A 23,656-nucleotide genomic window follows, 5' to 3' on the forward strand; every position below is an offset into this window, starting at 1 on the left:
GATCAGACTAGATAGCAAAGCAAAACTTCTATTCAAGGCTTGGGAATCGGACTGTAGAAAACTCAAGGAGAGAAGAGTTGGTGCTCAAGCGACTGGAACTACAAGGTGTAGTTAAACCTATGCTAGAACATTGCCAAAAGTTGAGATTACTGAATGGAGCACAGCTTCACAACAATTCTGCAACAGACCAGGCTTCACGGGGGTTTAGCGGTACTAGAGCGGTACAGATTTCGTGGCTCGGTCAGTTGAGAACTGTTGAATTGACCTGCGTGAGAGTATGCTATCCCTGAGAGCAAGATTATTAGAAGTTTTGAATCGGTTAAGACTAGTAAGACTAACGTAACGTTCTGATGGCACATCCAGTAGACGCATCTCGTTCAAAAGGGCGATCGCCCCTGGCTCAGTGGTTTCATCAGACGATTGAGATCCCAGTTCGGACTCAGTTTCGGCTGCGGGGCAACAGTCTCTATATTCTCTGTGAAGGACTGCCTCAGACCGAACGAATAGACACCCTAATTCGCCTGGTCAAATCGCTCAAGCACACCGACCTGAACAAGCTGGTTCCAGCTGATCAGCCGCAAATTTACCAAATCTCACTGGATGGTCGAGTTGCAGGGCAAAATCGCCCTGAATGGACGTTTACGATTCATCTCAACCAGCTTGACCAGCACCTTGAAGCGCTACTGGCAGAAAAGTATCCCCCTACCCCAGAAAGCCCTCCCGAAGAGCAGCATCCCTCTCAACCCGTCCCCCTAGAACCTGCTCCTGTTGTTCCTGAATTTTCGACGCTGCCCAGCAAGCTGGCTGAGCCAGTTCGCAAGTCCTCCGCTGCCAAATCTAGCCCAGACTCAGGCTCAGGAATATCAGGGCGAACTTCGACGGTCTTGAAGCCACCCGTTTCTGCTGCAAAGCGTTCGGCGATCGCCATTTCAAATCGCAGTCTAGCTAAGCAAGGACAACCTGATGCGATCGCCCGCTATTTAAGCGAAACCCTCAGTGCTCAGGGGGTTGCAGTCAAAGTTCACGTTAAAGCTAGCCCTTACTCCAGCCGTGCCGCCACTTCCATTCCTGCTGCAGTGACGGCAATTCCGGCTCACCCTGCCCAGCGACTCTGGATTACCTGTGAAGCGGCTTACAGTCCTTCTCCTTCCCTCATTGCCGAACCAATCGCCAAACTACTGCGAGACTTGCAGCTAGAAGGATATCGAGATGCGCTGACCAGCATTCAGGTGCAGGGAGAAGCAAAGCCAGATTGGGTCTTGCGCGTAGACCTGACTCCGCCCGAAGAAATGCTGCGAGAGTGGGCGCGCTGGGGAGACGTCGAGGCGATAACCCGACTGGTTAATCGGGCGCTGGTAGAGTCAAACATTCACGTTGCGACGGCTTCGCTAAAAGAGGCAACGCTGCATCTGTCTTTCAGCTATTCTGAGAAGTCTCAGGCGGCAGTTGGCGAAACGGCTCCCAGCCAGGAAGCGATTAATGCGACTGTTGGACCCCTGTTAGCGACTCTTGCCCCTCAAGGCATTCACGCTGCGACAGTTTATGGTCAGGTGCCAGGACAGGAGGCTCCTGCCTGGGTCAATTGGCTGAATTTGCCTGCAGCGGAGCATCCTGCCCTGGCTGAATCAACGCTTGATCTGGCTAAGCAAGGCGATCGCCCCGCAATTGCATTTTTGCTCAGCCGCTTGCTCAACCCCGATTTAGACCAACAGCTCGCGACAGGCGGCATTCGGCTCCAGGTTTTGCTCAAGCAAGATCTGCTGCACATCATGAGCGATGCCCCCGTTTGCCCACAGCAGCAACAGGTCGGCTCAGCGATCGCCCGCTTCCTGCGTCCGTTGGAAATTTCCGGCATCACCGGAGTGCGTGTCTATGGACGGCGATCGGGACAAAAGCGCCCGCGCTGGAGCTACGGGGCTGACTTTAACTTGCGCGATCGGCTGGTGCCCGAAGCGGCTCCGGAGTTTGCTGCAACTGATGCGTATGTAGGCGACCTGATTACCCGTTCTGATGAGCTGATTATCCGTCCAGATCTGACCCCGACGGATATTCAAACCGCCTGGACGAAGCTACGTCAGGAAGCTGTTCATGCCGTTCAACAGACGTTTCTGCGCTCTCAGTTTTTTATCCCTCAAGAGGGTGCAGAGTTGCATGATGCCTGCCCAACTCGGCAAGTTGGCATTGCCCTAGTTTGGGGAGCGGTTGGCTTGCTGTTGATGGTGCAGGCAGACTGGATGCTGGGTCGAGTCCTGCAATCGGCTCCTGCCTCTGTCGTAGAAGCGCGATCGCCCGAATTACTTGAAACTCCAACCCTTCCTGTTACCCCACCCGTTGCGCCCTCTCCTGATGCTGTTCCTCCTGTATCTGATCTGCCACCTGTTGCTGTTGACGCACAGGCAGATGCAGCAAAACCTTCACCTGAAGCGGGTCAAGATGCTCAAAATATTTTTGATACGTCCAGCTTTGTCAGTGCAGCAGCCCAAGCTAACCCTGACTCAGCCGAGCCAAACGGTCTACCCAGGAATCAACCAGCTGACCTACCCAGCAGCGATCCAGCCCCATTAATTAGCCCAGACATGGCGCTAACCTTTGCGGATGGCTCACCCTACCCCACCTTTAATAGTCAGCAGTTTGATCAAAAGATTGCGCTTTATCATCAGCGGTTGGTCGAGTCTGGACCACCTGATGTTTTGGTGATTGGCAGCTCCAGGGCATTGCGCGGAGTTGATCCGGAGGCGCTGCGGCGATCGCTTGCAGAACTCGGCTACTCCGACATCGAAATATTTAATTTTGGCGTAAATGGCGCAACTGCTCAGGTGGTCAACCTGATTCTTCAACAAGTGCTGACCCCAGACCAATTGCCCAAACTGCTGTTGTGGGCCGATGGCGCTCGTGCCTTTAATAGCGGTGGCGTTGATGTCACCTACGACGGAATTACTGCCTCAGAAGGCTATCGCCAAATGATCAGTGGCGCTTTGCCCAGCCCGACCTCTAGCAGCTATCGATTTGCAGGTAACGGCATTGGAACCGCACCGCAGGCAGGTGGCATTGCTGCAACCCTGACCGCAAACTATCAGGCATTCGATCGTTGGCTGAGCCAGCGGGTTGGAACCGTCTCAACGGTTTATCAGGAACGCGATCGCCTCAAATCCCTCTTTCAACAGCAGGTCAGCACCCTCCTGCCAGAAACCGAACCCATTACAGCCATTGGGGTGATGACCGAAACAGAACCCTTGGGAGGGGAGCAGCAAAACAGCCCTCAAACCGCAAATGCCGATTCTCAAGGGCTGATGGATTTTGATGGTTTCTTACCCCTTTCCATTCAATTTAATCCAGCCACTTACTACCAGGAATACGCCAGAGTTCCTGGAGACTATGACAACGATTACGAATCCTTTAGAATTGCGGGCAATCAGGCAGAAGCACTGCAATCCCTACTGCAATTCACCCAATCGCGCAGTATTCCGATTGTTTTTGTCAATTTGCCCTTATCTCAGGAGTATCTTGACCCAGTTCGGGCAGGCTACGAGCAAGAATTTAAGCAGTACATGCTAGAGCTATCTGTGTCTCAACCCGGATTCATCTTCAGAGATCTGGGACAACTCTGGCTAGAGCAACATGCTTACTTTTCTGACCCCAGCCACCTCAACCGCTATGGAGCTTACGAAGTCTCTAAGCGACTTGCCCAAGACCCACTCATTCCCTGGGCAAACCCTGCACAAGCCTTAGAGTAAAAAATTGGCGTTGCTTAATCCAGGTATGAATTTTAGTGGAAGTGCCGTGCGGCATTCTCACTAAAAATTCGTACTTCAAAATCAGCAGTACTCGCGAAGCCAACACATTTGCTGGCGCAATTCACTCTACACCGATGCTTTTGGGTCAGTTTGTGGAACCCTAAGCAGTGAGGTAGTCAGCATGAATGGTATGAGTGAAATTCAGCGGACTGAGCAAGCATGGCAACAGCCAGAGGCAAAAACTCAAGAAGAGGGGCGCTACCCCAACACCCTTCATGAAACAGCATTGCGTCAGGAAGCCAGATTTCGATCGCTCATTGCGAATATTCCAGGGGCTGTCTTTCGCTGTTTGCAGAATCCAACTTGGAAGACAGAATTCATCAGCGATGTAATCGAGGAAATTTCTGGTTATCCGGCTTCTGATTTTGTCGATGATCGGGTGCGATCGTTTGCCAGCATCGAACACGCCGAAGACACGCCTCGCATCAGTCAACTGGTGCAGCAGAGCTTGCAGCAACGACAGCCCTACGAAGTGGAATACCGCATCATTCGACCAGACGGTAGCATTCGTTGGGTTTATGAAAAGGGGCAGGGAGCCTGGGATGAAGCGGGCAACCTGATGTGGTTAGACGGAATTATCTTCGACATCACTCAGCGAAAACAGGCAGAAGCAGAACTGATCCTGAAAAATGCAGCGTTAGAACAGGCGCGATGGGAAGCCGAAACCGCAAACCGGGCAAAGAGTGATTTCCTTGCCACGATGAGCCATGAGATCCGTACACCCATGAATGCGGTGATCGGCATGACTGAACTGCTGCTGGATACCAACCCAACCCCTCAGCAACAAGATTTTATCGCCACCATTCGCAACAGTGGTGAAGCGCTATTGGGCATTATTAATGACATTCTCGATTTCTCTAAAATTGAGTCCGCTAAGCTCGACCTGGAGGAAAATCCGTTTGATTTGAGGACTTGCGTTGAGAGTGCGCTAAATCTGCTGGCCCCTAAAGCGAACGAAAAAGGGCTGGAGCTAGCCTACCTGATTGACCCACAGGTGCCTGAAGTAATCGTGAGCGACGTGACGCGACTGCGTCAAATTCTGGTGAACCTATTGGGCAATGCCGTCAAGTTTACGGAAAAGGGAGAGGTGACAGTCTCGGTGGTTGCTCGTCCGCTACCTAACACGTCCTCGTCAGACAGCGATCCATCTCTGACAACCTATGCTCTCCGTTTTGCAGTCAAGGATACGGGCATTGGTATTCCTTCAGATCGGTTGCCTCGCCTGTTTAAGCCCTTCAGCCAAGTTGACTCTTCGATTAGCCGCACGCATGGGGGAACGGGCTTAGGGTTGACGATCAGTCAGCGCTTGAGCGAGATGATGGGCGGCAGAATTTGGGTAGATAGTGTGTTGGGCAGCGGTTCTACATTCTATTGCGCGGTTCGAGTCAAGGCGATCGCCCCCAACCCGGCTCAGTCACCCTCCCCTACGCCTCTCGCTCAAAAGCGGTTGCTAATTGTAGAAGACAATTCAACCAACCGGCAAAACCTGACCCTTCAGGCAAGAGCTTGGGGCATGAGTGTTTGTGCAGTTGCGTCAGGGTTAGAGGCTCTGGCTTTGCTCAATCAGGGAAGGCAGTTTGACGTGGCAATTTTAGACAGTCAGTTGCCAGAGATCGATGGCTGGGCTCTTGCGGGTGTGATGCAACAGCAGTTTCAGAATCAGTTGCCGCTGCTGTTGATGACGACAAGCAAGCCAATGGAGGGATGGGAAACAACGGTCGAGTTCGCCACGACATTGAACAAGCCGATTCAACAGGCTCAGCTTTATCAAGCGTTAGTCAACGTTTTCACTGCGACAGATGAGTCGGCTCGGATCGGCAAAGCGGTTCTATTAGAGCCGATTCAGCGATCGCCTCAACATTCACTCCGAGTCTTGGTGGCAGAGGACAATCTGGTCAACCAAAAAGTGATTTTGCATTTGCTAAAGCGGTTGGGATATCAGGCAGATATTGCCAACAACGGACTCGAAGTCTTAGATGCGCTATCTCGGCAACTCTACGATCTTGTGTTGATGGATGTGCAGATGCCAGAGATGGATGGGCTGATGACCACAGAGCAAATTCGCCAGCGCTGGTCAGCGGCGCAGCAACCTTACATCATTGCGATTACGGCTAATGCTATGCAGGGCGATCGCGAAGCTTGTTTGACCGCAGGCATGAATGATTACATCAGTAAACCTATTCGGAATGAGCAGCTAGTTCAGGCTTTGCAGCAGTGCCATCTCTATTTTGAGGCGATCGCCCCCATTTCCCTTGCCTCTGAGCAATCCACCCACCTTCCGACTTCGCTTAAGCTGTCTACAACAATTGATGAACCTGCTCTAGAAGCTTTGTGTAGCGAAGCAGGCGATCCAGACTTACTGGTAGAGCTAGTGAATTGCTATTTGATAGAAGCTCCTAAACTGTTGGAGAAGATCCAGAAGGCGATCGCCCAAAAAGATGCGATTGTGCTCCGTCATGCCAGTCACACACTTAAGTCTAGTAGTGCGACCCTGGGTGCAATTCGGCTGCCCAAGCTGTGTGCAGAATTAGAGAAACTTGCTCGTCAGGGTACCACAGAAAACACAGAAGCTCAGCTTGTACAGCTCATCTCTGAGTACAGAAGAGTCTCAATTGCGCTCCAGTTAAAGACCCGAGAGGATTGATGCTCAGCTTCTATATGAAGCTGAGCATCAATACAGTACAAGCCCTAATTCTTAATTCCCGTTGCGGCAATGCCACGAATGAATTGACGCTGACCAACTAAGAACAGCACCACAACTGGAACCGTCGCAATCACCACTGCTGCCATCAACAGCGCCCATTCATTAGTGAACTGCTCCTGAAATTCTGCCAGCGCTAACTGCACGGTTCGCAGTTCAGGTCGGGTCGTAAATACAAGTGGCTTAAATAAGTCATTCCACTCGCCGATGAAGGTAAACAAAAATAGCGTCACCAGTGCCGGACGAGCCAGCGGCAAAATTACCTGCCAAAGAATTTGTAGCCGATTTGCCCCATCTAGCGCTGCCGCTTCCTCTAGCTCCACCGGAATAGTTTGAAAATATTGGCGTAGCAAAAAAATCCCAAACCCATTTGCTGCAGTCGGCAAAATCAGCGATCCATAGGTGTTGATTAAATTTCCCCAGCGCAGCACCAAAAAAATTGGTACGACTAAAATCTGGAACGGCAGCACCAGCGTTGCTAGCACAATCAGCAAAACTGCCCTTCGTCCCCAGAATTGGAGCCGCGCCAGCGCATAACCCGCCAGAGCTGATGTGAAAATCTGAAAGGCGGTCACTGCCAATGCTACCAGCGTAGAGTTTGCAAACGCCAGTAAGAAATTGCCGCGTCTCCAGGCTTCCTGGTAATTTGCCCAAGTCCACTCACTTTGAGCCCAATCTACGCCTGCAACGCTGCCTGGTGGCGTTAGCGAGGTGAGAAACACAACCAGCAGCGGAGCCAGTACCACTCCTGCCCCAACGAGCAGCAGCAGCGGATTTAACCAAGACAGCCAATCATTCAAACTGGGTTTAGCTTCCTTTGGGGTTGAATCTAGCATGGGTGATAGAATTAGGCACTGATAACAAGCATCCCCTAAAATTCTGTCCAAAGATGGAATGTTCCTATTCTTGGGGGCGATCGCTTGTAAATTCCTATTTGAAAACAGTAGGGTGTAGATTAGAAGTTACCAAGTCGTGTGTGCCCTCACGACTTGATTGAGGTCGATAAATTATGATCGACTCATCCACAGCAGCGAGGAGATGACCGACTTATGCAGCAGCTTGAAGTCAGCCCAGAACTTGATTTTCGTAGTGAAACCTATAAAGACGCATACAGCCGAATTAATGCAATTGTAATTGAAGGCGAGGAAGAAGCCTACGCTAACTACCAGCGGCTTGCTGAAATGCTGCCTGAGCTAAAAGATCAGCTTTTAAGCTTGGCAAAGATGGAGAACCGCCACAAGAAAGGCTTTCAGGCTTGCGGTCGCAATTTAGCCGTAACTGCTGATATGGAGTTTGGGCAGCAGTTCTTTGCTGAACTGCATGGCAACTTCCAGAAGGCCGCAGCGGCAGGGCGAGTTGTCACCTGTTTGTTGATTCAGTCCTTGATTATTGAGTGCTTTGCAATTTCGGCTTACAACATCTACATTCCGGTTGCAGATGACTTTGCCCGCAAAATCACTGAGGGTGTGGTGAAGGATGAATATCTGCACCTAAACTTCGGAGAAGAGTGGCTTAAGGCAAATTTTGAAACTGCTAGAGCTGAACTGGAAGAAGCGAATCGGCAAAACCTGCCTCTAGTTTGGCGAATGCTGAGCCAGGTTGAAGACGACGCTCATGTACTCGGTATGGAGAAAGAAGCGTTAGTCGAAGACTTCATGATCAGCTATGGCGAAGCCCTAAGCAATATTGGCTTTACTACCCGCGACATTATGAGAATGTCTGCTTATGGTTTGGCAGCAGCTTAGATTGAATTGACTTTCGTTAATCATATTCTTGTGAAGAAGCAGTGCAAATTTGATTTGTACTGCTTCTTTTTTCATCCTGCCGCCATTAATGCAGCACGAGTTGAGCCGCTTGGTTGAAAAACTGTCGGTATATTCCTTGAATGGTTAGCAGCGTTGTGATCAGGGTAGCGATCGCCAACATAAACATGATCAAGATCTGGTAAAGCGCCGCATCAAAAGGACTCACCCCACTCAAAATCTGTCCAGTAATGATGCCCGGTAGCGTCACCACACCGACAACCATCATGGAGTTAATCGTAGGAATTAAGCCTGCTTTGATTGCGTCTCGGCGGTATTGGGCGATCGCCTGCGAGGGTTTTGCACCCAAACTCAGATGCGTTTCGATTTCAAGCTGGCTGTTGTTGAGCGTGCTGACAAACCGTTCTCCGGCAACAGCCGCCGCATTCATTGCGTTGCCCAAAAGAATTCCCGCTAGGGGAATCACGTACTGCGGTTCGTACCAAGTTTCAGGGCGAATCACGACCAGGTTAGTGTAAGCCAGGGTTAGCGCTGCCCCAACGAAAATTGAGCCGCCCACCATTGGCAGCAGATTGGGCACCTTTTTGCTGATGCGGTTACGGGCAACGACAGCAGCAATCGTCAGCATCACCAGCACCACTGCCAGCACCGACCAGGGATCGCGCAGTTCAAAGACAAAAGAGAGAACGTAACCCACCGCTAGAAGCTGAACCACCGTGCGAAAGGTGGCGATCGCCAAACTGCCTTCCAAACCCAGCTTTTGCCATGCTGACAGACCAATTGCGACCGCCATCATTCCTAACGCCCAGCTGAGTTGAACTAAATCCAGTTGAATGAGTGAATTCACAGTTAAAGCTCTATAAAGTGACAACGCACAACTAGCAAGGCTTTGGTAAGAGCAAACTGCCGTTCCCCCTACAAACGTTCAACCTTGCTTGAGAACTCTCCAATATCTAGGAGTCGGATACGTGGGAGGCATTGCCCACCTACCTCTCTTCATCCTCTAGGTCAGATTTTCACCTGAAACAACGACAGGGCTTCATCAATCTTAGGAGTTGAGGGAAGATGATATTCAAGTCTTTTCTAAATAGACTTAGATTTTGTCTAATTTCTGGCTGTAGGGGCAGCTAAACCTCGCCTCTACGTAAAATTCTTGGATTTTCTGGTGTAAGCGAGTGACCCACATTCCCCCTTTTGATTTAACGCAGCAGTACAAAATGCTTCAAGCTGAAGCCAGTACAGCGGTTTCGGACGTGCTGGCTTCTGGGCAGTACATCAATGGCCCGGCGGTCAAAGAATTTGAGCAGCAGTTTGCCAATTACATTGGTGCCGTGGATTGCATAGCCTGCAATTCTGGTACAGATGCACTTTACCTGGCGCTGCGATCGCTCGACATTGGCGCGGGCGATGAAGTCATTACTACGCCATTCACATTCATCGCAACGGCTGAAATGATCAGCGCAGCCGGAGCAAAATCGGTTTTTGTCGATATTGATCCACACACATTCAACCTAGATTTAGATCAGGTTGAGGCAGCAATCACCGATCGCACCAAAGCGATTATGCCGGTTCACTTGTTTGGTCAGCCTGTAGACATGACTCGGCTAATGGCGATCGCCCAGTCCCACAATCTGTTTGTGATTGAAGACTGTGCCCAGTCCACCGGAACCGAATGGCAAGGCGTGAAGACTGGCAGTATTGGGCATATTGGCTGTTTTAGCTTTTACCCCACCAAAAACCTGGGAGCCTGTGGGGATGGTGGAGCCGTGACAACCAATGATGCAGCGATCGCCCAGAAAATTCGTATCCTACGCGATCACGGACAGCGGCAGCGCTATGTCTCCGAGGAGATTGGCGTAAACAGCCGTTTGGATGCGGTGCAAGCAGCCATATTGCTGCTGAAGCTGCGTTATTTAGACGAGTGGAATGAAAAGCGACGGGCGATCGCCAACCGTTACACCGAACTGCTTAAACACCTGCCAGGAATTATTACGCCCCAACCGCTCGCAGGTGGGCAGCACGTCTGGAATCAGTACACGATCCAGCTAACCCAAGATTCAGCTACTAGTTCAGAGTTGCTTTATCGAGATCAGGTGCGTCAAAAGCTTCAGCAGCAGGGCATTGGCTCGATGATTTACTATCCTGTACCGCTGCACCTGCAACCCGTTTTTGCCAGGTTAAACGACCAGGCTGGAAAATTTCCGATTGTAGAGCAGATGGCGCAGCAAGTCCTCTCGCTGCCCATGTTCCCAGAGCTTTCCAGTGAGCAGCAGGATCGCGTTGTCTACGCACTCAAAGACTGCCTGATTGATTAACGCCTGCTCCACAACTGACCAGATCAAGATCCTCAACTTCTTAAAAGACTTCCTGCACGAATCCTGTTTTAAAAGCATGAATCGTTGCGCGGCGGAGCCGCGCAACGATTCATGCAGGAGGTTATAAGAACTCGCAGATCTCGGCAGTCCTCAACGGATCAGAATCAACCCTTAATTACACCTCTAGCAACCAGAGCACCAACTGTCTCCAAACGGAAGCCCCAGCCCTTGGGCATGGTTTCATCGCCATCCCGTTGACCCAAATCAACGTAGATGCGAGGGGGCACGAAGTAGGCGCGATCGCCCGCTCCCACCAACATCTCATCCGCTTTAGCCAACAGCCCGTTGATTTGCTGGTCAAATTCCTCACGGTTAGAGGCTGGCTGGGACAGAGTTTGCACCACGATGTCAAGAAACTGGCGCACTGCGACCAACTCAGGCGCGCTGGGCGGCAGGTTTTCCAGCCCAAGCTGCTGAATAATGGCTGGCTCCATTGATTTAAACAGTTTTGCCCGTGCTTCGGCCAGCTTCCGGTCGTTGTTGACCTCTTCGGGCTTGAGCAATACGCGGAAAGCACGGCGAATCAGTTGCGACACTTTGAAAGGCGGCACGGGAATCGTGTCTGGCTTAACGTTTTGCCCATTTGCTGCCAGCAGTTCATCTAGAGGCAGCAGATCTTCTGGCACAACGGGCATTTGAATGTGGAACTTCTTGAATTCTGGATTGCCCGTTTGACGGCTTAGAACGGTTGACTGTCCTCTATTGTGCTGATCGCGCAGTTCTAAGATCTTGGCTGCTTTTGCTTCGTCTCCATTCAACAGTTTTGCCAAACCGCGTTTGTTGAAGGGATAGACCGGCGTGTTCAGGTTGACAAATATGAACTCAGCGCAATAGGTCAGGTTGGCAGGATTTTTGAAGAAGGCGATCGCCCCTGCATCTCCCAACGCTGCCAGCAGACCATTCTTTAAAATTTCAGTCAGTGCTGCCCGATTAGAAACGCGAGTCGGGTCACCGCCGTTGTAATTGCTAGGAAACTGGGTAAAGGGATTTAACAGCCCCATCCAGCAAACGATCGAATCCGTGTAACCGCGTGCCTGTTTGGGTGTGACAAATTCAGGAAACACTAGCCGCTGAGCCACCGCAACATAGCCATCACTGCCATATAGCCCACCGTGATAGCTGTCCGGCTCATTGTACGTCGCGTAGGACTTGGTCAAGTTGCCGCTCTGGTCTTTGCGCTGAGCAGGTACCACTGCGCCAGAGTGGTGTCCCTCATTCTTGATGAACGCTTCGGTAAAAATGTCTTGGGCTAAGGGCTGACGCAAATCTAGCGGCACACCATACCGTTCTTTATGCCACTGGTAGGTGCAGATGTACAGCCCATCTCGATCTAAGAACTTGGCAATATCTTCATGCCCGGAGACGGTTTGTCCATTGGCATTTTGTACTTGTAAATCATCTGTAATGCCGATGAATCCAGGCACTTTAATCGTTTCAGAGTTGACGGTTGTTTGATCATCCAAGAGGACCTGCTTGGTGAACAGCCGCTTCAAATCATCGACGGGTTTTCCAGCCCAATCGCCAACCAGTTGGTTAAACTTCTGTAGGTCAATCTCTGCTGCAGATCGTAACGGCACTGAAGCAGTGGTGTGGGGGGCAGCCACTTCCGAATCGGGCGATGCTGGCGCTGAGGGGTTGTCGGCAGATGAACCAGTCTGGGGCGGTGGGGCAGGAGTCCCAGGTGTGATAGGCGGTTCAAAAGCAGACAACTTATCATTGAATGAAGTCATGGATGTTCCTCTAACAGTAAGAACGTTCGGACTGAGGACGATTGACATTTGCGGTAGTTTGCACCAATCCCATCAGCCGCATCTTTTTGATCTAACAGAGGCTACGACTTCGCGCTGTAATTCTCCGGATTTGTTTGCTAAATTTAGCACTTCAACTCGGTGAATTTCGGGATGACACCAACTCCCCCTTCGATTATTAGAAATTTGCAAGGCGATCGCAGCACAACTTTACAGAAGCGGTCGAGCGCTAGGCATCCTTGTCTAGTCCATCTTCCCCAACCCTTTCAATTTGAGGGATCTCTTCTTCATCCTCATCTGCTTCGTCCTCACTTTCCTGATCCGCTTGCTGCTCTGCTTCACCTATCTCATCTGCTTCGGTAACATCCTCAAGCTCTTCGTCTTCGTTTTGAAAGAACCGTTCACTCAGCTTTGTAGAAATTTGAGCAACTAGAATACCGCTACCGATAATGAAGCCCCAGAACATGAGCGTATCGGCTGTAGGTAAAGGGGCTGAATTAAAGTCAGGAGAAAAATTCATTGAGGTGCGAATGGGGTCAGGTTTCGCTTAATTTGCAGCAATCTAGCCTTTGACAGGTCTTACAGATTTGGCTTGAGCCGTAGACATTCTCTCAAAACTCAGCGCAATTACCCCAAAGGTCACCACGATAATTCCTAGCCATTGCACAACTTGAAGTTGGGTGAAGGGTCCAGGGGTAAGCAGAAAAGCCAGAAGCGCAGTCAGCACTGGACCTGTCGAGGCAATAATCGAAGTGCGGGCTGCTCCCAAAAACCGCACCCCAAAGTTGTTTGAAAGATAGCCAACCAGAGTTAAAACACCCAGAAAAATGCCGCCAATGGCAAAGCCCAACGGTTGGTCGATGCTCACTTGGGCAGACCAGCGATCGGGCAACGGTAGAGCGGGCAGAAAAATCAGACTGACGGCTGCTAGAAAGCCAATGGTCAAAAATTGGGCCAGGCTGACAGGCACAGGATGCAGCTTTCTAAAGCAAATCTGCATGGAAATCAGGTAGCAGGCAAAGGCAATCCCTGACCCAACGGCGATCGCCACTCCTGCTCCAGACACGCTACTGGTTTGAGTAATTCGGGGTAGCGCAGCCAGAACAATACCGATGGAGATGACCAGCATCACGACCCATCGCAACAGGGTAGGGCGATCGCCAAAGAACAACCAGGCTAGCGGCACCGTGATCAGCGGATACATGAATAGGATTGTCACGGCAACACCAGGACCAATTTCGGCGATTGCAATATAGATCAGCACTTGCGACAAAAACAAACAGCCACCACTGCCAATCACCGTCATCAGCAAGCGGCGATCGTTAGAGGTTAGAAAATTCTTAATGTCCTGCCACACAGACGGATAGAGCCTCTGCGCCATCCAGATCATCAGTGGCACAACGATCATCATCCGCAACAGCAAAATCAGCAGTGCATTGCCCAAGCCTAGCTTTAGAAATCCGCCAAGCTCAAAGCTTCCCAGTACGCTAGTTGGATTGCCGATTACACCAACGACGACATTGTGGAGGGAAAGGGCGATCGTCGAGAGCAAAATCAACGCCAGCCCAACTTGAAACTGAGACAGACCCATCGGACTCGTCAGACGCATCGGGGCAATCGCCGGATCAGGTGCAGTTGATGGCGCAACTGGCAAAACTGACGGTGGGCGCTGCCGAGGAGGCTGCATGACTTCAGAGGGTAGGCGCGAATTAGCGTGAGGATAGCCCGTTGCACTAGTCCCATTTCCTTGAGTCCCATTTCCTTGAGCAAACTGCTCACCGAAAGGCGGTCTATGGTCTCCGTTTGATCCCACTCCTCCAGGAGGCGGTTGAAATCCTCCCGTTTGTTCCCTGATAATTTCTGCCTGAAGCTGCTGACTGAGGCGACTGACCAGCGCTTCTAAAATTGCTTCTCCCTGCTGCTCCAGATTATGCATCCGGCTGATTTGCTGGGATAGGGAGCTTTGGTAGCTCGTCAGGTCTTGCCGCAGTGAGGTCAGGGTGCGGTTTAGCGTTGCGTCTAGAGAAGCCAACAGCCGATAAGCATTTTCATGATGACTATTGGAGGCTGGAGCGGCAGGCAAATTCGTCCCAACGCGCTGGGGTAAGTTGGTTTGCTCCATTCGCTGCACCAGTGCCCCCTGGAGGTGTTGGGCTAGTGCTTGCGCCAGTTGCTTGGCCCAAAGCTGCTGTTGGGCACGTTGCTGCTGCGATAGGGCCACTTGCTGTTGAGATTGCAAGCTGTCGATGTCGCCCTGGAGCCGCGCTTTTTCAGCCTGAAGCCGCTGCACGTCCTGATGCAATTGAGAAACTAACTCCTGCTGAAGCTGACGCAAATCTTGTGTCACCGTGTTCAGGATGTCCTGCGCTGCATTCGGATCAGCCGCGCCAGAATTTTCGGGTAGATTGTCCAGCCGCCCCATCAGTTGCAACCTCTAGCGTATTGACCAAAAACCGCGTTGGGTAAATCTTACAAACCCTGCTATCGCTTTGCCCAGCTATTTTGCCACTTTGCTAAAACCTTTTACACCCATTTTCTTCAAGGTTCCAAAATATGAAGCTTTATATAGAAGCGGGAGCAATTGCTCGATGCAATTCTTGTCTGTAATGGTTTTCATACCAGATTTGAAGTGATGATATCTCTGATTTGTGAATTCTGCTCGTCCAAATTCTAGTTATGGGATTTAGTTAATAGTTTTAAACAGCTACAATCCGCAATCTATCAACTTTTGCAGCAACTCCTAAAGGATTTTAGCCGATTTAGTCCCTTGTACCTGGAGGTTTGGAAAATTGACGGTTCCTCAAGATCATTTTCATCAGCTGGAGGAAATTATGCAGCGGCACGCAGCGGCACTGGAGGCAGAAGTGCGATCGCTTCAGTCCACTGATCGCACGTCCGACTGGTCACCGACTTTAAAGCAGGCTTACAACTGGCACTTTGCCCAGTGTTTTGCTCGCCAAAAAATCTTTCGCAACTGGGCTGCTGATGCCGCCGCTTGGGGACTGCTGCCAGAACGCACCTACCCAACCCGAGGAAATCGTCAAGTTGATCTCACCGATCTGGATGCGTAAGCAACACGGTAGGGGTGGGTTTAGCAGACAAAACCTGAATGAAGCGGAGATTAAACGCCAAAACCCACCCCTACGGCAGCTTATTCCTCTTGCCCATCCTCAAAGCATGAACATGCGAGGATCAAGGTTCTTAGGATCATGGGTACTGACGAACTCAGTCATGCTGGTATCTGACTCAAGCCGACCGTCTACCAGGTTGATGATGCGATCGGCAACATCGAGAATGCGGTTGTCGTGCGTCACCATAAGAATGGTGCATTTCTGTTCGCGGGCTAGCTGTTGCATCAGATTGACGACATCGCGCCCGGACTGTTTATCAAGGGCGGCGGTTGGTTCGTCCGCGAGAATGAGTTGGGGTTGGTTGACCAGGGCACGGGCGATCGCCACCCGCTGTTTTTGCCCACCAGAGAGAGAATTAGGTTTGTAGTCCACTCGTTGCCCTAAACCAAGCTGTTCCAGGACGGCGATCGCCTGTGTTCGTTTGGAGCCACTACCCGTTAGCTCAACGGCCATTTCGACATTCTGGCAGGCGGTAAGTGATTCAAACAGATTGTGTGCCTGAAAGATAAAGCCGATGCCACGCCGCACCCCTACCAGTTGGCTATTGTTCATGCCAACGAGTTCGCGTCCCATAACTTTGAGGCTCCCTTCGTGTAGCGTCCGCAGTGCCCCAATTAGACTCAAGAAAGTTGTTTTACCAGAACCAGAAGGGCCGGTAATGATTGCGATTTGCCCACGCGGAAAATCGAGGCTGATGTCAAACAAAGCCTGTTTGCGAAGTTCGCCCTGGCCAAAGTAGTAGTTGAGATGACGAATTTGTACCGCTAGATCAGGATTATCGGCGATCGCAACACTTCCATTCTGCGTGACTGGTTTTGCGCCATTGGCTTCCATTATCCAAACACCTCCGCTGGGTCAGTAGCTTGAACCTTGCGAACGGCGATCGCCCCTGAGATCAAGCACATGATAAATGTCGCCACCAGGGTTGAAAGAGCGCGATCGGTCGTCATTTGCATCAACAGTCCGGTTGCATCGGCAGTCGCGTTGTAGAGCAACACACTAATGCAAAAGCCTGGAATAAAGCCCAGAATCGAGAGAATTGTAGCTTCCTGCAAAACTACACCGAGTAAAAAGAAGTTTCGGTAGCCCATTGCTTTGAGCGTGGCGTATTCTGCCCAATGGTCAGATACGTCAGTGTAGAGAATCTGGTAGACCAGAATAATTCCAACGATAAATGCCATTGTAGTTAGGAGGCTAAACACAAAGCCAATGTTGGTGTTTTCTTGCCAATAAGTGAGTTCTTGCTGTACAAACCCTTCTTGGGTAATCACTTTTACATCTTTGGGCAAGTTCTCACTGAGGATTGCTGCAATTCTCTCCGGGTCTGCATTTTCGGCAATTTTGACCAGCCCAACATCTACCGTACTGAGATCACGTTCCTCATCTTCTGGGTCAACCTGAGCAAAATATCGGAGATAGTTTTGGTCACTCATGATCAGGTTGCCGTTGCCGGAAGCAAAGTCCGTTCCCAGACTGTAGTTGCCGACTACCCGTACATGGCGATCGCCCAACTCCGTTTCAACACCTGCGGTAATTGGACCTAACTCTGGACGGGACTTCAAATCAATTAATACCGTTTCAGGCGCTTGCAGTTTGGCAAGTTGTGTCTGCACTTCGGGTAAGCGCAACACCGGATCTTGTGGGTTGAAGGCTAAAACTCGAACCGGGCGGGTAGCTTTCGTCTCCGCGTTCTTCCAGTTTGCCGTATTGATATAGAGCGGGTAAGCATCCTCAACCCCTTCAAAAGCTCGTGCTTGATAGAGCCGCCTACGGGCAAACGGCTCTGGTACAAACATGTTGTACTTTTGCGTGTTGGTAATAATGATATCTGCATTCAAAAGCTGTAAAAGCTGTACCTGACTGTCATATAGGGCATTTTTAAAGCCGTTGAACATAAACATGAGTAACACCGCAAAGGCTACTCCACCTAGAGAAGTGAGTAATCGACGGCGATCGTGAGTCAGGTTTAGCCAGGCTAGCGGAGTACGCTTTAAAAGACTCATGAGAACACCTCCGCTGGGTCAGCCGTAATCACTTTACGCACAGAAATCAATCCTGAAACCGCACACATCGTCACCGTCAGGAGTAACACAAACACCAGTCGTCCAAGGTTCATTGCCATTGGCAAACCCCCATTCGTGGCGTTAGTGGTGAGTTCATACAGCCCCAAAGAAAGAATCAAACCGGGAACATAGCCCATCACTGCCAAGATGACTGCTTCTTGCAACACCACTTGAAATAGGTAACGGCTGCGGTAGCCCATTGCCTTGAGGGTGGCGTATTCAGGCATGTGTTCAGAGATGTCGGTGTAAAGGATCTGATAAACGATCACCGTGCCGACAATGAAGGAAACCACTACCCCCATGCTAAAGATGAATCCAGTGGAAGTGGTGCCGATCCAAAAGTCGCGATCGCGCCCAATAATTTCCTCTTGAGTCAACACTTCCACATCTTTCGGCAGCATTCCGCGCAGCGTCTTAGCAACGGCTCCTACATTGGTTCCAGGCTGAAGTTTGATCAAACCGATATCAATTCGGTTTAAAGTACGGGGCGTAAAGAGTCGCAAGAAATTTTGGTCGCCGACAATCAGTGTGCCATCCGAGGCAAAACCGCCTCCCAAGGTAAACTGTCCGCCAATTTCTACGCGCCTGCGATCGGATTCTGTTTCCAGTCCAATCGTTTGCGGCCCAAACTCTGGACGTGAAAGCTGGTCAATCAGGACGGTATTGGGACGCTGAAGGGCCGCGATCGCCTCTGGAGTCTGCAACTCTGGTAGGCGAAACACCGGATCGCGAGGATTGATGCCGTAAACAAACATAGCCCGACTTAACCGCGTTTCAGGGTTGCGCCACTGCTGGTAACCCACATATACCGGCATGACTTGATCAACCCCTTCCACACCCGCCACTTGATACAGTCGCTCGATGGGAAAGGGTTCTGTGGTGCTAATCTCTAGCGTTTGGGGCGATCGCAGAAAAATTTCTGCATTCATCTGGTCATAAATTTGGGTTGCCGTGAGTGAGAGTGCTCCCAAAAAGCCCAGATTCATAAAAATCAGCAGTACCGCAAAGGCGACTCCAGCGATCGCCACCAGCAGACGAGTCCTTTCATGCAGCAGGTTTAACCAGGCGAGAGGCGTTCTCATGGGTAGTGCAAGTTACTCTTCTGTGGGAGAGGGGATTGGGGTTACAGGGGCAACGGTTGGAGCCGAATTACCATCGGATGCATCAACGTCAATTCGCACGTCAACTTGCAGGTTGGTGAGTCGGGCAACGGGTTCGCTCTGATCGAGGCGAATCTTCACCTCAACCACACGAGCATCAGCATTGGCAGCGGGGTCATCATCCAGCACATCATTTTTGAAAATTTGAGTGCCGATTCGCTCAACCGTTCCCGTTAGGGTTTCGTCAAAGGCTCCGTTGCGGCTGGTGATGGTCGCCTTTTGCCCCAGTTCTACCAAACCCACATCGGTTTCATATACCTCAGCAACCACATACATTTGGCGAGTATCGCCCATCTCCAAGATGCCTGTCTCAGCGATCGCTTCCCCTGTCTGGGTAATAATCTGCAAAACTTCTCCGTCACTGGGAGCGCGAATAATCGTGCGATCGAGGCTAGCATTTGCCAGTTCCAGGTTACGCGCGGCTGAATCTACTTCGATTTGAGCTTGCGATCGCGTCGATTCGGCTTGCGTAGACTGTACCTGCGCCTGCGCATTTTCTAAATCGCGACTGCGAGCCGTTTCCAGACGCACCAGGCTAGCTCTGGCGTTGTTCAGTTCTTCTTGCGATCGCCGAACTTCGGTAAATTGCTGGTCTAACTCCTGCTGAGAAATTGCCCCCTCTGCTCGTAAGCTTCGAGACCGTTCCAGGTCAGTTTCTGCCAGGTCTAGCTCTGCTTCTAGCTGGCGCACTGTTGCTTGCTGCGCCTCAATCTCTAGTGATTGCGGGCGATCAATTTGCCCTAAACGGGTGCGGGCTTCTTCGACCTGAGCAGTGCCATATTGGGCTTCGGCAGCCAGACGGGTCTGAGCTTCAGCAAGCTGACTAGCGGCGTAGTTACGCTCTGCCAGCCGTTCTTCATGGCTCTCCAGGTAAGCCAAAATCTCACCCTGACGCACGTAGTCGCCTTCTGCCACCAGCAACTCACTGATGCGATCGCCCTGCGGCCCGCTGACGTTAACGACTTCTCCTTCTGGCTCTAACCGCCCCAAGGCCGCCACTGTCACTTGACGAGGAGCAGGAGCCGTTTCCTCAATCGCGGCTTGTTGGGCAGACTGCTGAAACATCCTGACAGCAAGAAAACCTGTTCCTAGCAAAACTAATGCAGCAATTCCTAACCATAGCCCCCGTCCCTGCCAGGGGCGCTGAGCATTACTTGCACTCATAAATTTATAGATTTTTCCAATCTAATTGCTACGTCAATTAAGGCTTACGTTCTTTGAGGCTAGATGGAGTGACGTATGACGGTGTACAACCTTTGAGCGATTTGCTCTTTGTGAAGGAAATATTGAGAGTCTCTTGCCTGAGAGGACGAGATTCCTAACCTCAGGCGAGTATACTGCACGGTATAGTGTAATTCTTTCCTTCCATTAGACTACACTGTGCAGTCTGGCTCTGTCCATAAAACTTTGTAGATTAACTGGGGGAATTAATCTTCCTGCACTGGTTTTCTTAGAAGAGTTGTTGCGCTGCAAAGCAACTAACAATTGCCGCTGCCAGAATGACGGGCGATCGCCCCTTCTGATGCCCCAAGCCCTCAAGATTTTTACAAATCGCCTTCAAAATCATGCTGAGCAATCAATCAACCAACGAAACCGAGACTAGTTGCAAACCCGAACAGATTTTGCAAGGTGCTTTTCAGGTATTTCTCCAGCACGGCTATGCCGGAACCAGCATGGATCGGGTCGCCACTCAGGCAGGTGTCTCCAAACACACCATCTACAATCACTTTCAGGGAAAAGAAGGACTGTTTATTGCTTTAATCGAGCGGTTAGTGCTGCGTCATTTTCAAGTGGAATTTGGCTGCGGTTTGCCTGAAACTGCGCCACCCGAGAAAGTTTTGCGGCGATTTGCCGAAATCCTCCTAGCTCGGATGGATGACCCGGAATACATTGCCTTTGTGCGGTTGATGATCGCAGAATCGGGGCGCTTTCCTGACCTGGCTCAACTCTACGTACGAGAAGTGATTCAGCATGGTACAGAAGTTTTGAGCGCCTATTTCAAGTCAAGTCCTGAACTAGACGTACCTGACCCAGCTATGACCTGTCAGGTTTTCTTCGGCTCTCTCATTTCCTTTATCCTCAGTCAGGAAGTCCTACACGGCAAACTGATCATACCTGCCTCTAAAGAACGGCTGATTCATTACCTAGTCGGTTTGGTGCTTGACTACCACAAACAACCATCCGTTTAACCTTTATTACCTGGGAGGTAATTGCTCCTATTATCTTCTGTTGGCACGATTGAAGCATCCCAATTGAGGTAAATCACGATGCTGAAATCAACAGAGGTTCCGGTAAAACGTTCATCCAGCCCTTTGAAACCGATCTATTTACTCTTCACAATTGTGGGTTCGATCGGTCCCTGGTTTTGGCTGTTACAAGACCTAGATGCACTCCTGTCTCCCACTCTGTTTCTACAGGCGACCTTTGCAAACAACATTACGACTGCCTTGGCCGATGATTTGATTATTTCGGCGATCGCCTTCTTTTGCTTTACCTGGGTAGAGTTAAAACGATTGAATGTTGCCCGCCTCTGGCTTATCCTGTATGTCGGACTGACCTTTGGAGTAGGGCTCTCTTGTTCTCTACCCTTCTTTCTATACCGCCGAGAGCAAATTCTGGAGCAAAACGCTTTCGGGCAGGAGATCTAGTGTCAAGTGCATAGCGTAGGGGTGGCTCGCGAACCGCCCCTATGCTATGACTTACCCATCTAAAAAGGGCTGTAAGTTTTAATGACTCAGCATTAATCCTTTGCAACTCAGCTTCAAACTTATGTGAGTCAGGTTTAGACTGGCATAAGTTTTATTTAAGACATTAGGACGGAACTTCAAGTCTATTAATTAAAGTAGCAAGCGACCGCGACTGAGTGGTACAAATGAATTAGTTTCATCTAGCACAAGACAACGCGAGTTCACCTGAAAGCTGAATCAACAGTGAGGCAAAGCGAATGCTTTTAGGATTACGAACGGTCATTTATCACGTTGCTGATCTCGACAAAGCCAAAGATTGGTACGTTCAGATTCTGGGCTATCAACCCTACTTTGATCAGCCGTTTTATGTTGGCTTTAACGTAGGTGGCTATGAGCTAGGACTCAATCCTGACTTGTCAAACAGCACTCCAGGCGGCAGCAATTTTGCTTATTGGGGTGTGGAAGATATTCACGGCACACACAGTCGTCTAATAGAACTTGGAGCAAAACCACATACCGATATCCAAGATGTCGGTGATGAAATCTTAGTGGCTACTGTCACTGACCCCTGGGGCAACATTTTTGGAATTATTCAAAACCCACATTTCCAAGTCTCATGAACCCTGAAACTAATCAATTCACTATCAGTTCTACCTATGTTGTGCTTGGGGAAGATGGTGCTACGATTCCAATTGCTGTGAGCGATCGCTTCTTTACAGATTTAGAAAACCAATTTGGTGACTTCAAGGGAAAGCGACTGGTTTCACACTTTACCTTTGACCGCGACTGGGATACTTGGGAAATGCATCCTGCGGGTGAGGAGTTTGTGTGTCTACTTTCAGGTCAAGTCGATCTAATTTTGAAACAAAACGAAGCTGAGAAGACGATACACCTGGATACTCCAGGAGCTTTTGTGCTGGTGCCACGTGGGACGTGGCATACCGCCAAGGTTCATTCGCCCAGTTCGATGTTGTTTATCACCCCAGGCGAGGGGACGCAAAATCGGTAAGCTGTGCGACCATCTCTGCCCGTGACGAAACCTCAAGCTTGCGAAACATCCGCTTTAAAGCCTGCTTGACAGAGTTTTCAGTAATCCAAAGTTCACTGCCAATTTCAGCATTAGTTCGCCCCAAGGCAACCAGTTCGGCAATTTGCAATTCACGAGGGGTTAAACAGTTTTTTGGAGCTTTGCCGCGAGAAAGTGATGCCCGTTCTGGGGAAGTACTTTGCGATCGCACCGCTGTAACCCAGACCGATAAGTGCAAACAGATTGCACTTAGATCGGCTAAATTCTGTGTATCAAAAGCAGACTTTGACTTTTCGCGAGTGCAACCTACAACTCCCACAAGCTGACCTCGATTAATAATGGGTCCTGCCATTACATGCCAGTGATCGGGACGAGGACAGATGATTGACCAAGCCTTTGGCGATGTCACCAGAGCTTCATGGACAGGAGCATGACGTTCCACTAGATAGCGCACAATGGGATTGTGTTTGACTGAGAGTCCGACTTTGAGCACCTCTTGAAGATTACGATCTACTAACGGAAGCTGATCAAAGAAAAACATTCCCCAGCGTGTAGCTGCAAAATACTCACCGATTTTTGGCACGATTTGCGATTGCATGTCCTGCTCACTCTGGGTCTGACTAATCGCTTCAAATAGCAGCTTTAAAGAACTTGTCATGGATCATGTGGACTGAAGTGTACCCGATTGAGGACTAGCAGCAGTGAAAGACTCTGCCTAATACTAGCTTTGATCTCAAAACTGTCCTAACGCAATGACGCAAAATGCAATCTTCGGTCCCTTCTTTGCCACTGTGTTTTTAACACTTATCGTGTGGATGTATATGTACATCCGTCGCATTCATTTTATTGGCCGCATTAAAACCAACTTCAATCAGCTTGCTGTACCGGGCAAATTAGCGCAAATCTCACCAGCAGCCGTATCTAACCCATCGGACAACCTAAAAAACCTGTTTGAAATACCAGTTCTTTTCTATGCGATCGCGCTATACCTTTTCGTCACTAATCAGGTTGATGCTGTGTATGTGAACGCTGCATGGATTTTTGTTATCTTTCGCGCACTACACAGCGTTGTTCATTGCACGTTCAATCGGGTTATGTTGCGATTTTATCTCTACCTATTTGCCACGCTTGCGGTGTGGTTTATCACGATCCGGGCAGCCATTGCTCACTTTGGCTTAACGGATACGCTGATGTCATGTTTTTGAGA

Annotated in this window: 20 protein-coding genes; 10 read left to right on the forward strand and 10 right to left on the reverse strand. The window is 50.2% G+C overall.

Features of this window, described 5'->3' with window-relative positions:
• Positions 1-350 precede the first annotated feature (350 nt).
• On the forward strand, positions 351-3,734 hold the full coding sequence (locus tag H6G00_RS16260; RefSeq protein WP_190797549.1) for a DUF1574 domain-containing protein: 3,384 nt from the start codon (positions 351-353) through the stop codon (positions 3,732-3,734).
• A 181-nt stretch (positions 3,735-3,915) separates the two neighbouring features.
• Positions 3,916-6,438 carry a PAS domain-containing hybrid sensor histidine kinase/response regulator gene (locus H6G00_RS16265; RefSeq protein WP_190797550.1) on the forward strand — a complete coding sequence of 841 codons (2,523 nt, stop codon included), beginning with the start codon at positions 3,916-3,918 and terminating at the stop codon, positions 6,436-6,438.
• Positions 6,439-6,482: 44 nt separating this feature from the next.
• Here the strand turns inward: H6G00_RS16265 and H6G00_RS16270 are convergent, their stop codons facing one another.
• Positions 6,483-7,331 (reverse strand): carbohydrate ABC transporter permease, encoded by an 849-nt coding sequence (locus tag H6G00_RS16270; RefSeq protein ID WP_190797551.1) that lies wholly within the window; start codon positions 7,329-7,331, stop codon positions 6,483-6,485.
• Positions 7,332-7,544: 213 nt separating this feature from the next.
• Between H6G00_RS16270 and H6G00_RS16275 the strand changes: the two genes are divergently transcribed.
• Positions 7,545-8,240, forward strand: a complete 696-nt coding sequence (locus H6G00_RS16275; RefSeq protein ID WP_190643591.1) for an aldehyde oxygenase (deformylating) — start codon at positions 7,545-7,547, stop codon at positions 8,238-8,240.
• 85 nt (positions 8,241-8,325) lie between these two features.
• Here H6G00_RS16275 and fetB read toward each other — a convergent pair whose 3' ends face one another.
• Entirely contained in the window at positions 8,326-9,105 is a 780-nt protein-coding gene (fetB, locus tag H6G00_RS16280; protein ID WP_190797552.1) for an iron export ABC transporter permease subunit FetB, read from the reverse strand.
• 370 nt (positions 9,106-9,475) lie between these two features.
• Between fetB and H6G00_RS16285 the strand changes: the two genes are divergently transcribed.
• Entirely contained in the window at positions 9,476-10,573 is a 1,098-nt protein-coding gene (locus tag H6G00_RS16285; protein ID WP_190797598.1) for a DegT/DnrJ/EryC1/StrS family aminotransferase, read from the forward strand.
• A gap of 164 nt (positions 10,574-10,737) precedes the next feature.
• Here the strand turns inward: H6G00_RS16285 and H6G00_RS16290 are convergent, their stop codons facing one another.
• The 3 genes from H6G00_RS16290 to H6G00_RS16300 form a co-directional block, all read right to left on the reverse strand.
• Positions 10,738-12,363 (reverse strand): hypothetical protein, encoded by a 1,626-nt coding sequence (locus tag H6G00_RS16290; protein WP_190797553.1) that lies wholly within the window; start codon positions 12,361-12,363, stop codon positions 10,738-10,740.
• A 247-nt stretch (positions 12,364-12,610) separates the two neighbouring features.
• A complete protein-coding gene (locus H6G00_RS16295) occupies positions 12,611-12,901 on the reverse strand; it encodes a hypothetical protein (RefSeq protein ID WP_190797554.1) in 291 nt (96 codons plus the stop codon).
• A gap of 42 nt (positions 12,902-12,943) precedes the next feature.
• A complete protein-coding gene (locus tag H6G00_RS16300; protein WP_190797555.1) occupies positions 12,944-14,803 on the reverse strand; it encodes an EamA family transporter in 1,860 nt (619 codons plus the stop codon).
• A gap of 409 nt (positions 14,804-15,212) precedes the next feature.
• Between H6G00_RS16300 and H6G00_RS16305 the strand changes: the two genes are divergently transcribed.
• Positions 15,213-15,452, forward strand: coding sequence for a hypothetical protein (locus H6G00_RS16305; RefSeq protein WP_199318532.1), 240 nt, complete (start codon positions 15,213-15,215; stop codon positions 15,450-15,452).
• Positions 15,453-15,551: 99 nt separating this feature from the next.
• Here the strand turns inward: H6G00_RS16305 and H6G00_RS16310 are convergent, their stop codons facing one another.
• The 4 genes from H6G00_RS16310 to H6G00_RS16325 are packed head-to-tail and all read right to left on the reverse strand — an operon-like array spanning position 15,552 to position 19,899.
• Entirely contained in the window at positions 15,552-16,346 is a 795-nt protein-coding gene (locus H6G00_RS16310) for an ATP-binding cassette domain-containing protein (protein WP_190797557.1), read from the reverse strand.
• Positions 16,346-17,515, reverse strand: coding sequence for an ABC transporter permease DevC (gene devC / locus H6G00_RS16315; RefSeq protein WP_190680292.1), 1,170 nt, complete (start codon positions 17,513-17,515; stop codon positions 16,346-16,348). The genes H6G00_RS16310 and devC (H6G00_RS16315) overlap by 1 nt, the downstream gene beginning before the upstream one ends.
• Positions 17,512-18,657 (reverse strand): ABC transporter permease DevC, encoded by a 1,146-nt coding sequence (gene devC / locus H6G00_RS16320; protein ID WP_190797558.1) that lies wholly within the window; start codon positions 18,655-18,657, stop codon positions 17,512-17,514. The genes devC (H6G00_RS16315) and devC (H6G00_RS16320) overlap by 4 nt, the downstream gene beginning before the upstream one ends.
• Before the next feature lie 12 nt (positions 18,658-18,669).
• Entirely contained in the window at positions 18,670-19,899 is a 1,230-nt protein-coding gene (locus H6G00_RS16325) for an HlyD family efflux transporter periplasmic adaptor subunit (RefSeq protein ID WP_190797559.1), read from the reverse strand.
• Positions 19,900-20,300: 401 nt separating this feature from the next.
• On the opposite strand from H6G00_RS16325, the gene H6G00_RS16330 reads away from it, so the two are divergent.
• The 4 genes from H6G00_RS16330 (at position 20,301) to H6G00_RS16345 (ending at position 22,431) form a co-directional block, all read left to right on the forward strand.
• A complete protein-coding gene (locus H6G00_RS16330; protein WP_190797560.1) occupies positions 20,301-20,924 on the forward strand; it encodes a TetR/AcrR family transcriptional regulator in 624 nt (207 codons plus the stop codon).
• Positions 20,925-21,002: 78 nt separating this feature from the next.
• Positions 21,003-21,383, forward strand: coding sequence for a DUF2834 domain-containing protein (locus H6G00_RS16335; RefSeq protein ID WP_190797561.1), 381 nt, complete (start codon positions 21,003-21,005; stop codon positions 21,381-21,383).
• A gap of 296 nt (positions 21,384-21,679) precedes the next feature.
• Positions 21,680-22,042 carry a VOC family protein gene (locus tag H6G00_RS16340; protein ID WP_190643603.1) on the forward strand — a complete coding sequence of 121 codons (363 nt, stop codon included), beginning with the start codon at positions 21,680-21,682 and terminating at the stop codon, positions 22,040-22,042.
• Positions 22,039-22,431 (forward strand): WxcM-like domain-containing protein, encoded by a 393-nt coding sequence (locus H6G00_RS16345; RefSeq protein WP_190797562.1) that lies wholly within the window; start codon positions 22,039-22,041, stop codon positions 22,429-22,431. The genes H6G00_RS16340 and H6G00_RS16345 overlap by 4 nt, the downstream gene beginning before the upstream one ends.
• On the opposite strand, the gene H6G00_RS16350 is transcribed toward H6G00_RS16345, so the two are convergent.
• On the reverse strand, positions 22,400-23,107 hold the full coding sequence (locus H6G00_RS16350; protein ID WP_190797563.1) for a LuxR C-terminal-related transcriptional regulator: 708 nt from the start codon (positions 23,105-23,107) through the stop codon (positions 22,400-22,402). The genes H6G00_RS16345 and H6G00_RS16350 overlap by 32 nt on opposite strands.
• 94 nt (positions 23,108-23,201) lie before the next feature.
• Here H6G00_RS16350 and H6G00_RS16355 point away from each other — a divergent pair, with 94 nt between their 5' ends.
• Positions 23,202-23,654 (forward strand): MAPEG family protein, encoded by a 453-nt coding sequence (locus tag H6G00_RS16355; protein WP_190797564.1) that lies wholly within the window; start codon positions 23,202-23,204, stop codon positions 23,652-23,654.
• Positions 23,655-23,656 lie beyond the last annotated feature (2 nt).

The organism is Leptolyngbya sp. FACHB-541 (genome assembly GCF_014695875.1).
Lineage (GTDB): Bacteria > Cyanobacteriota > Cyanobacteriia > Elainellales > Elainellaceae > JAAUTN01.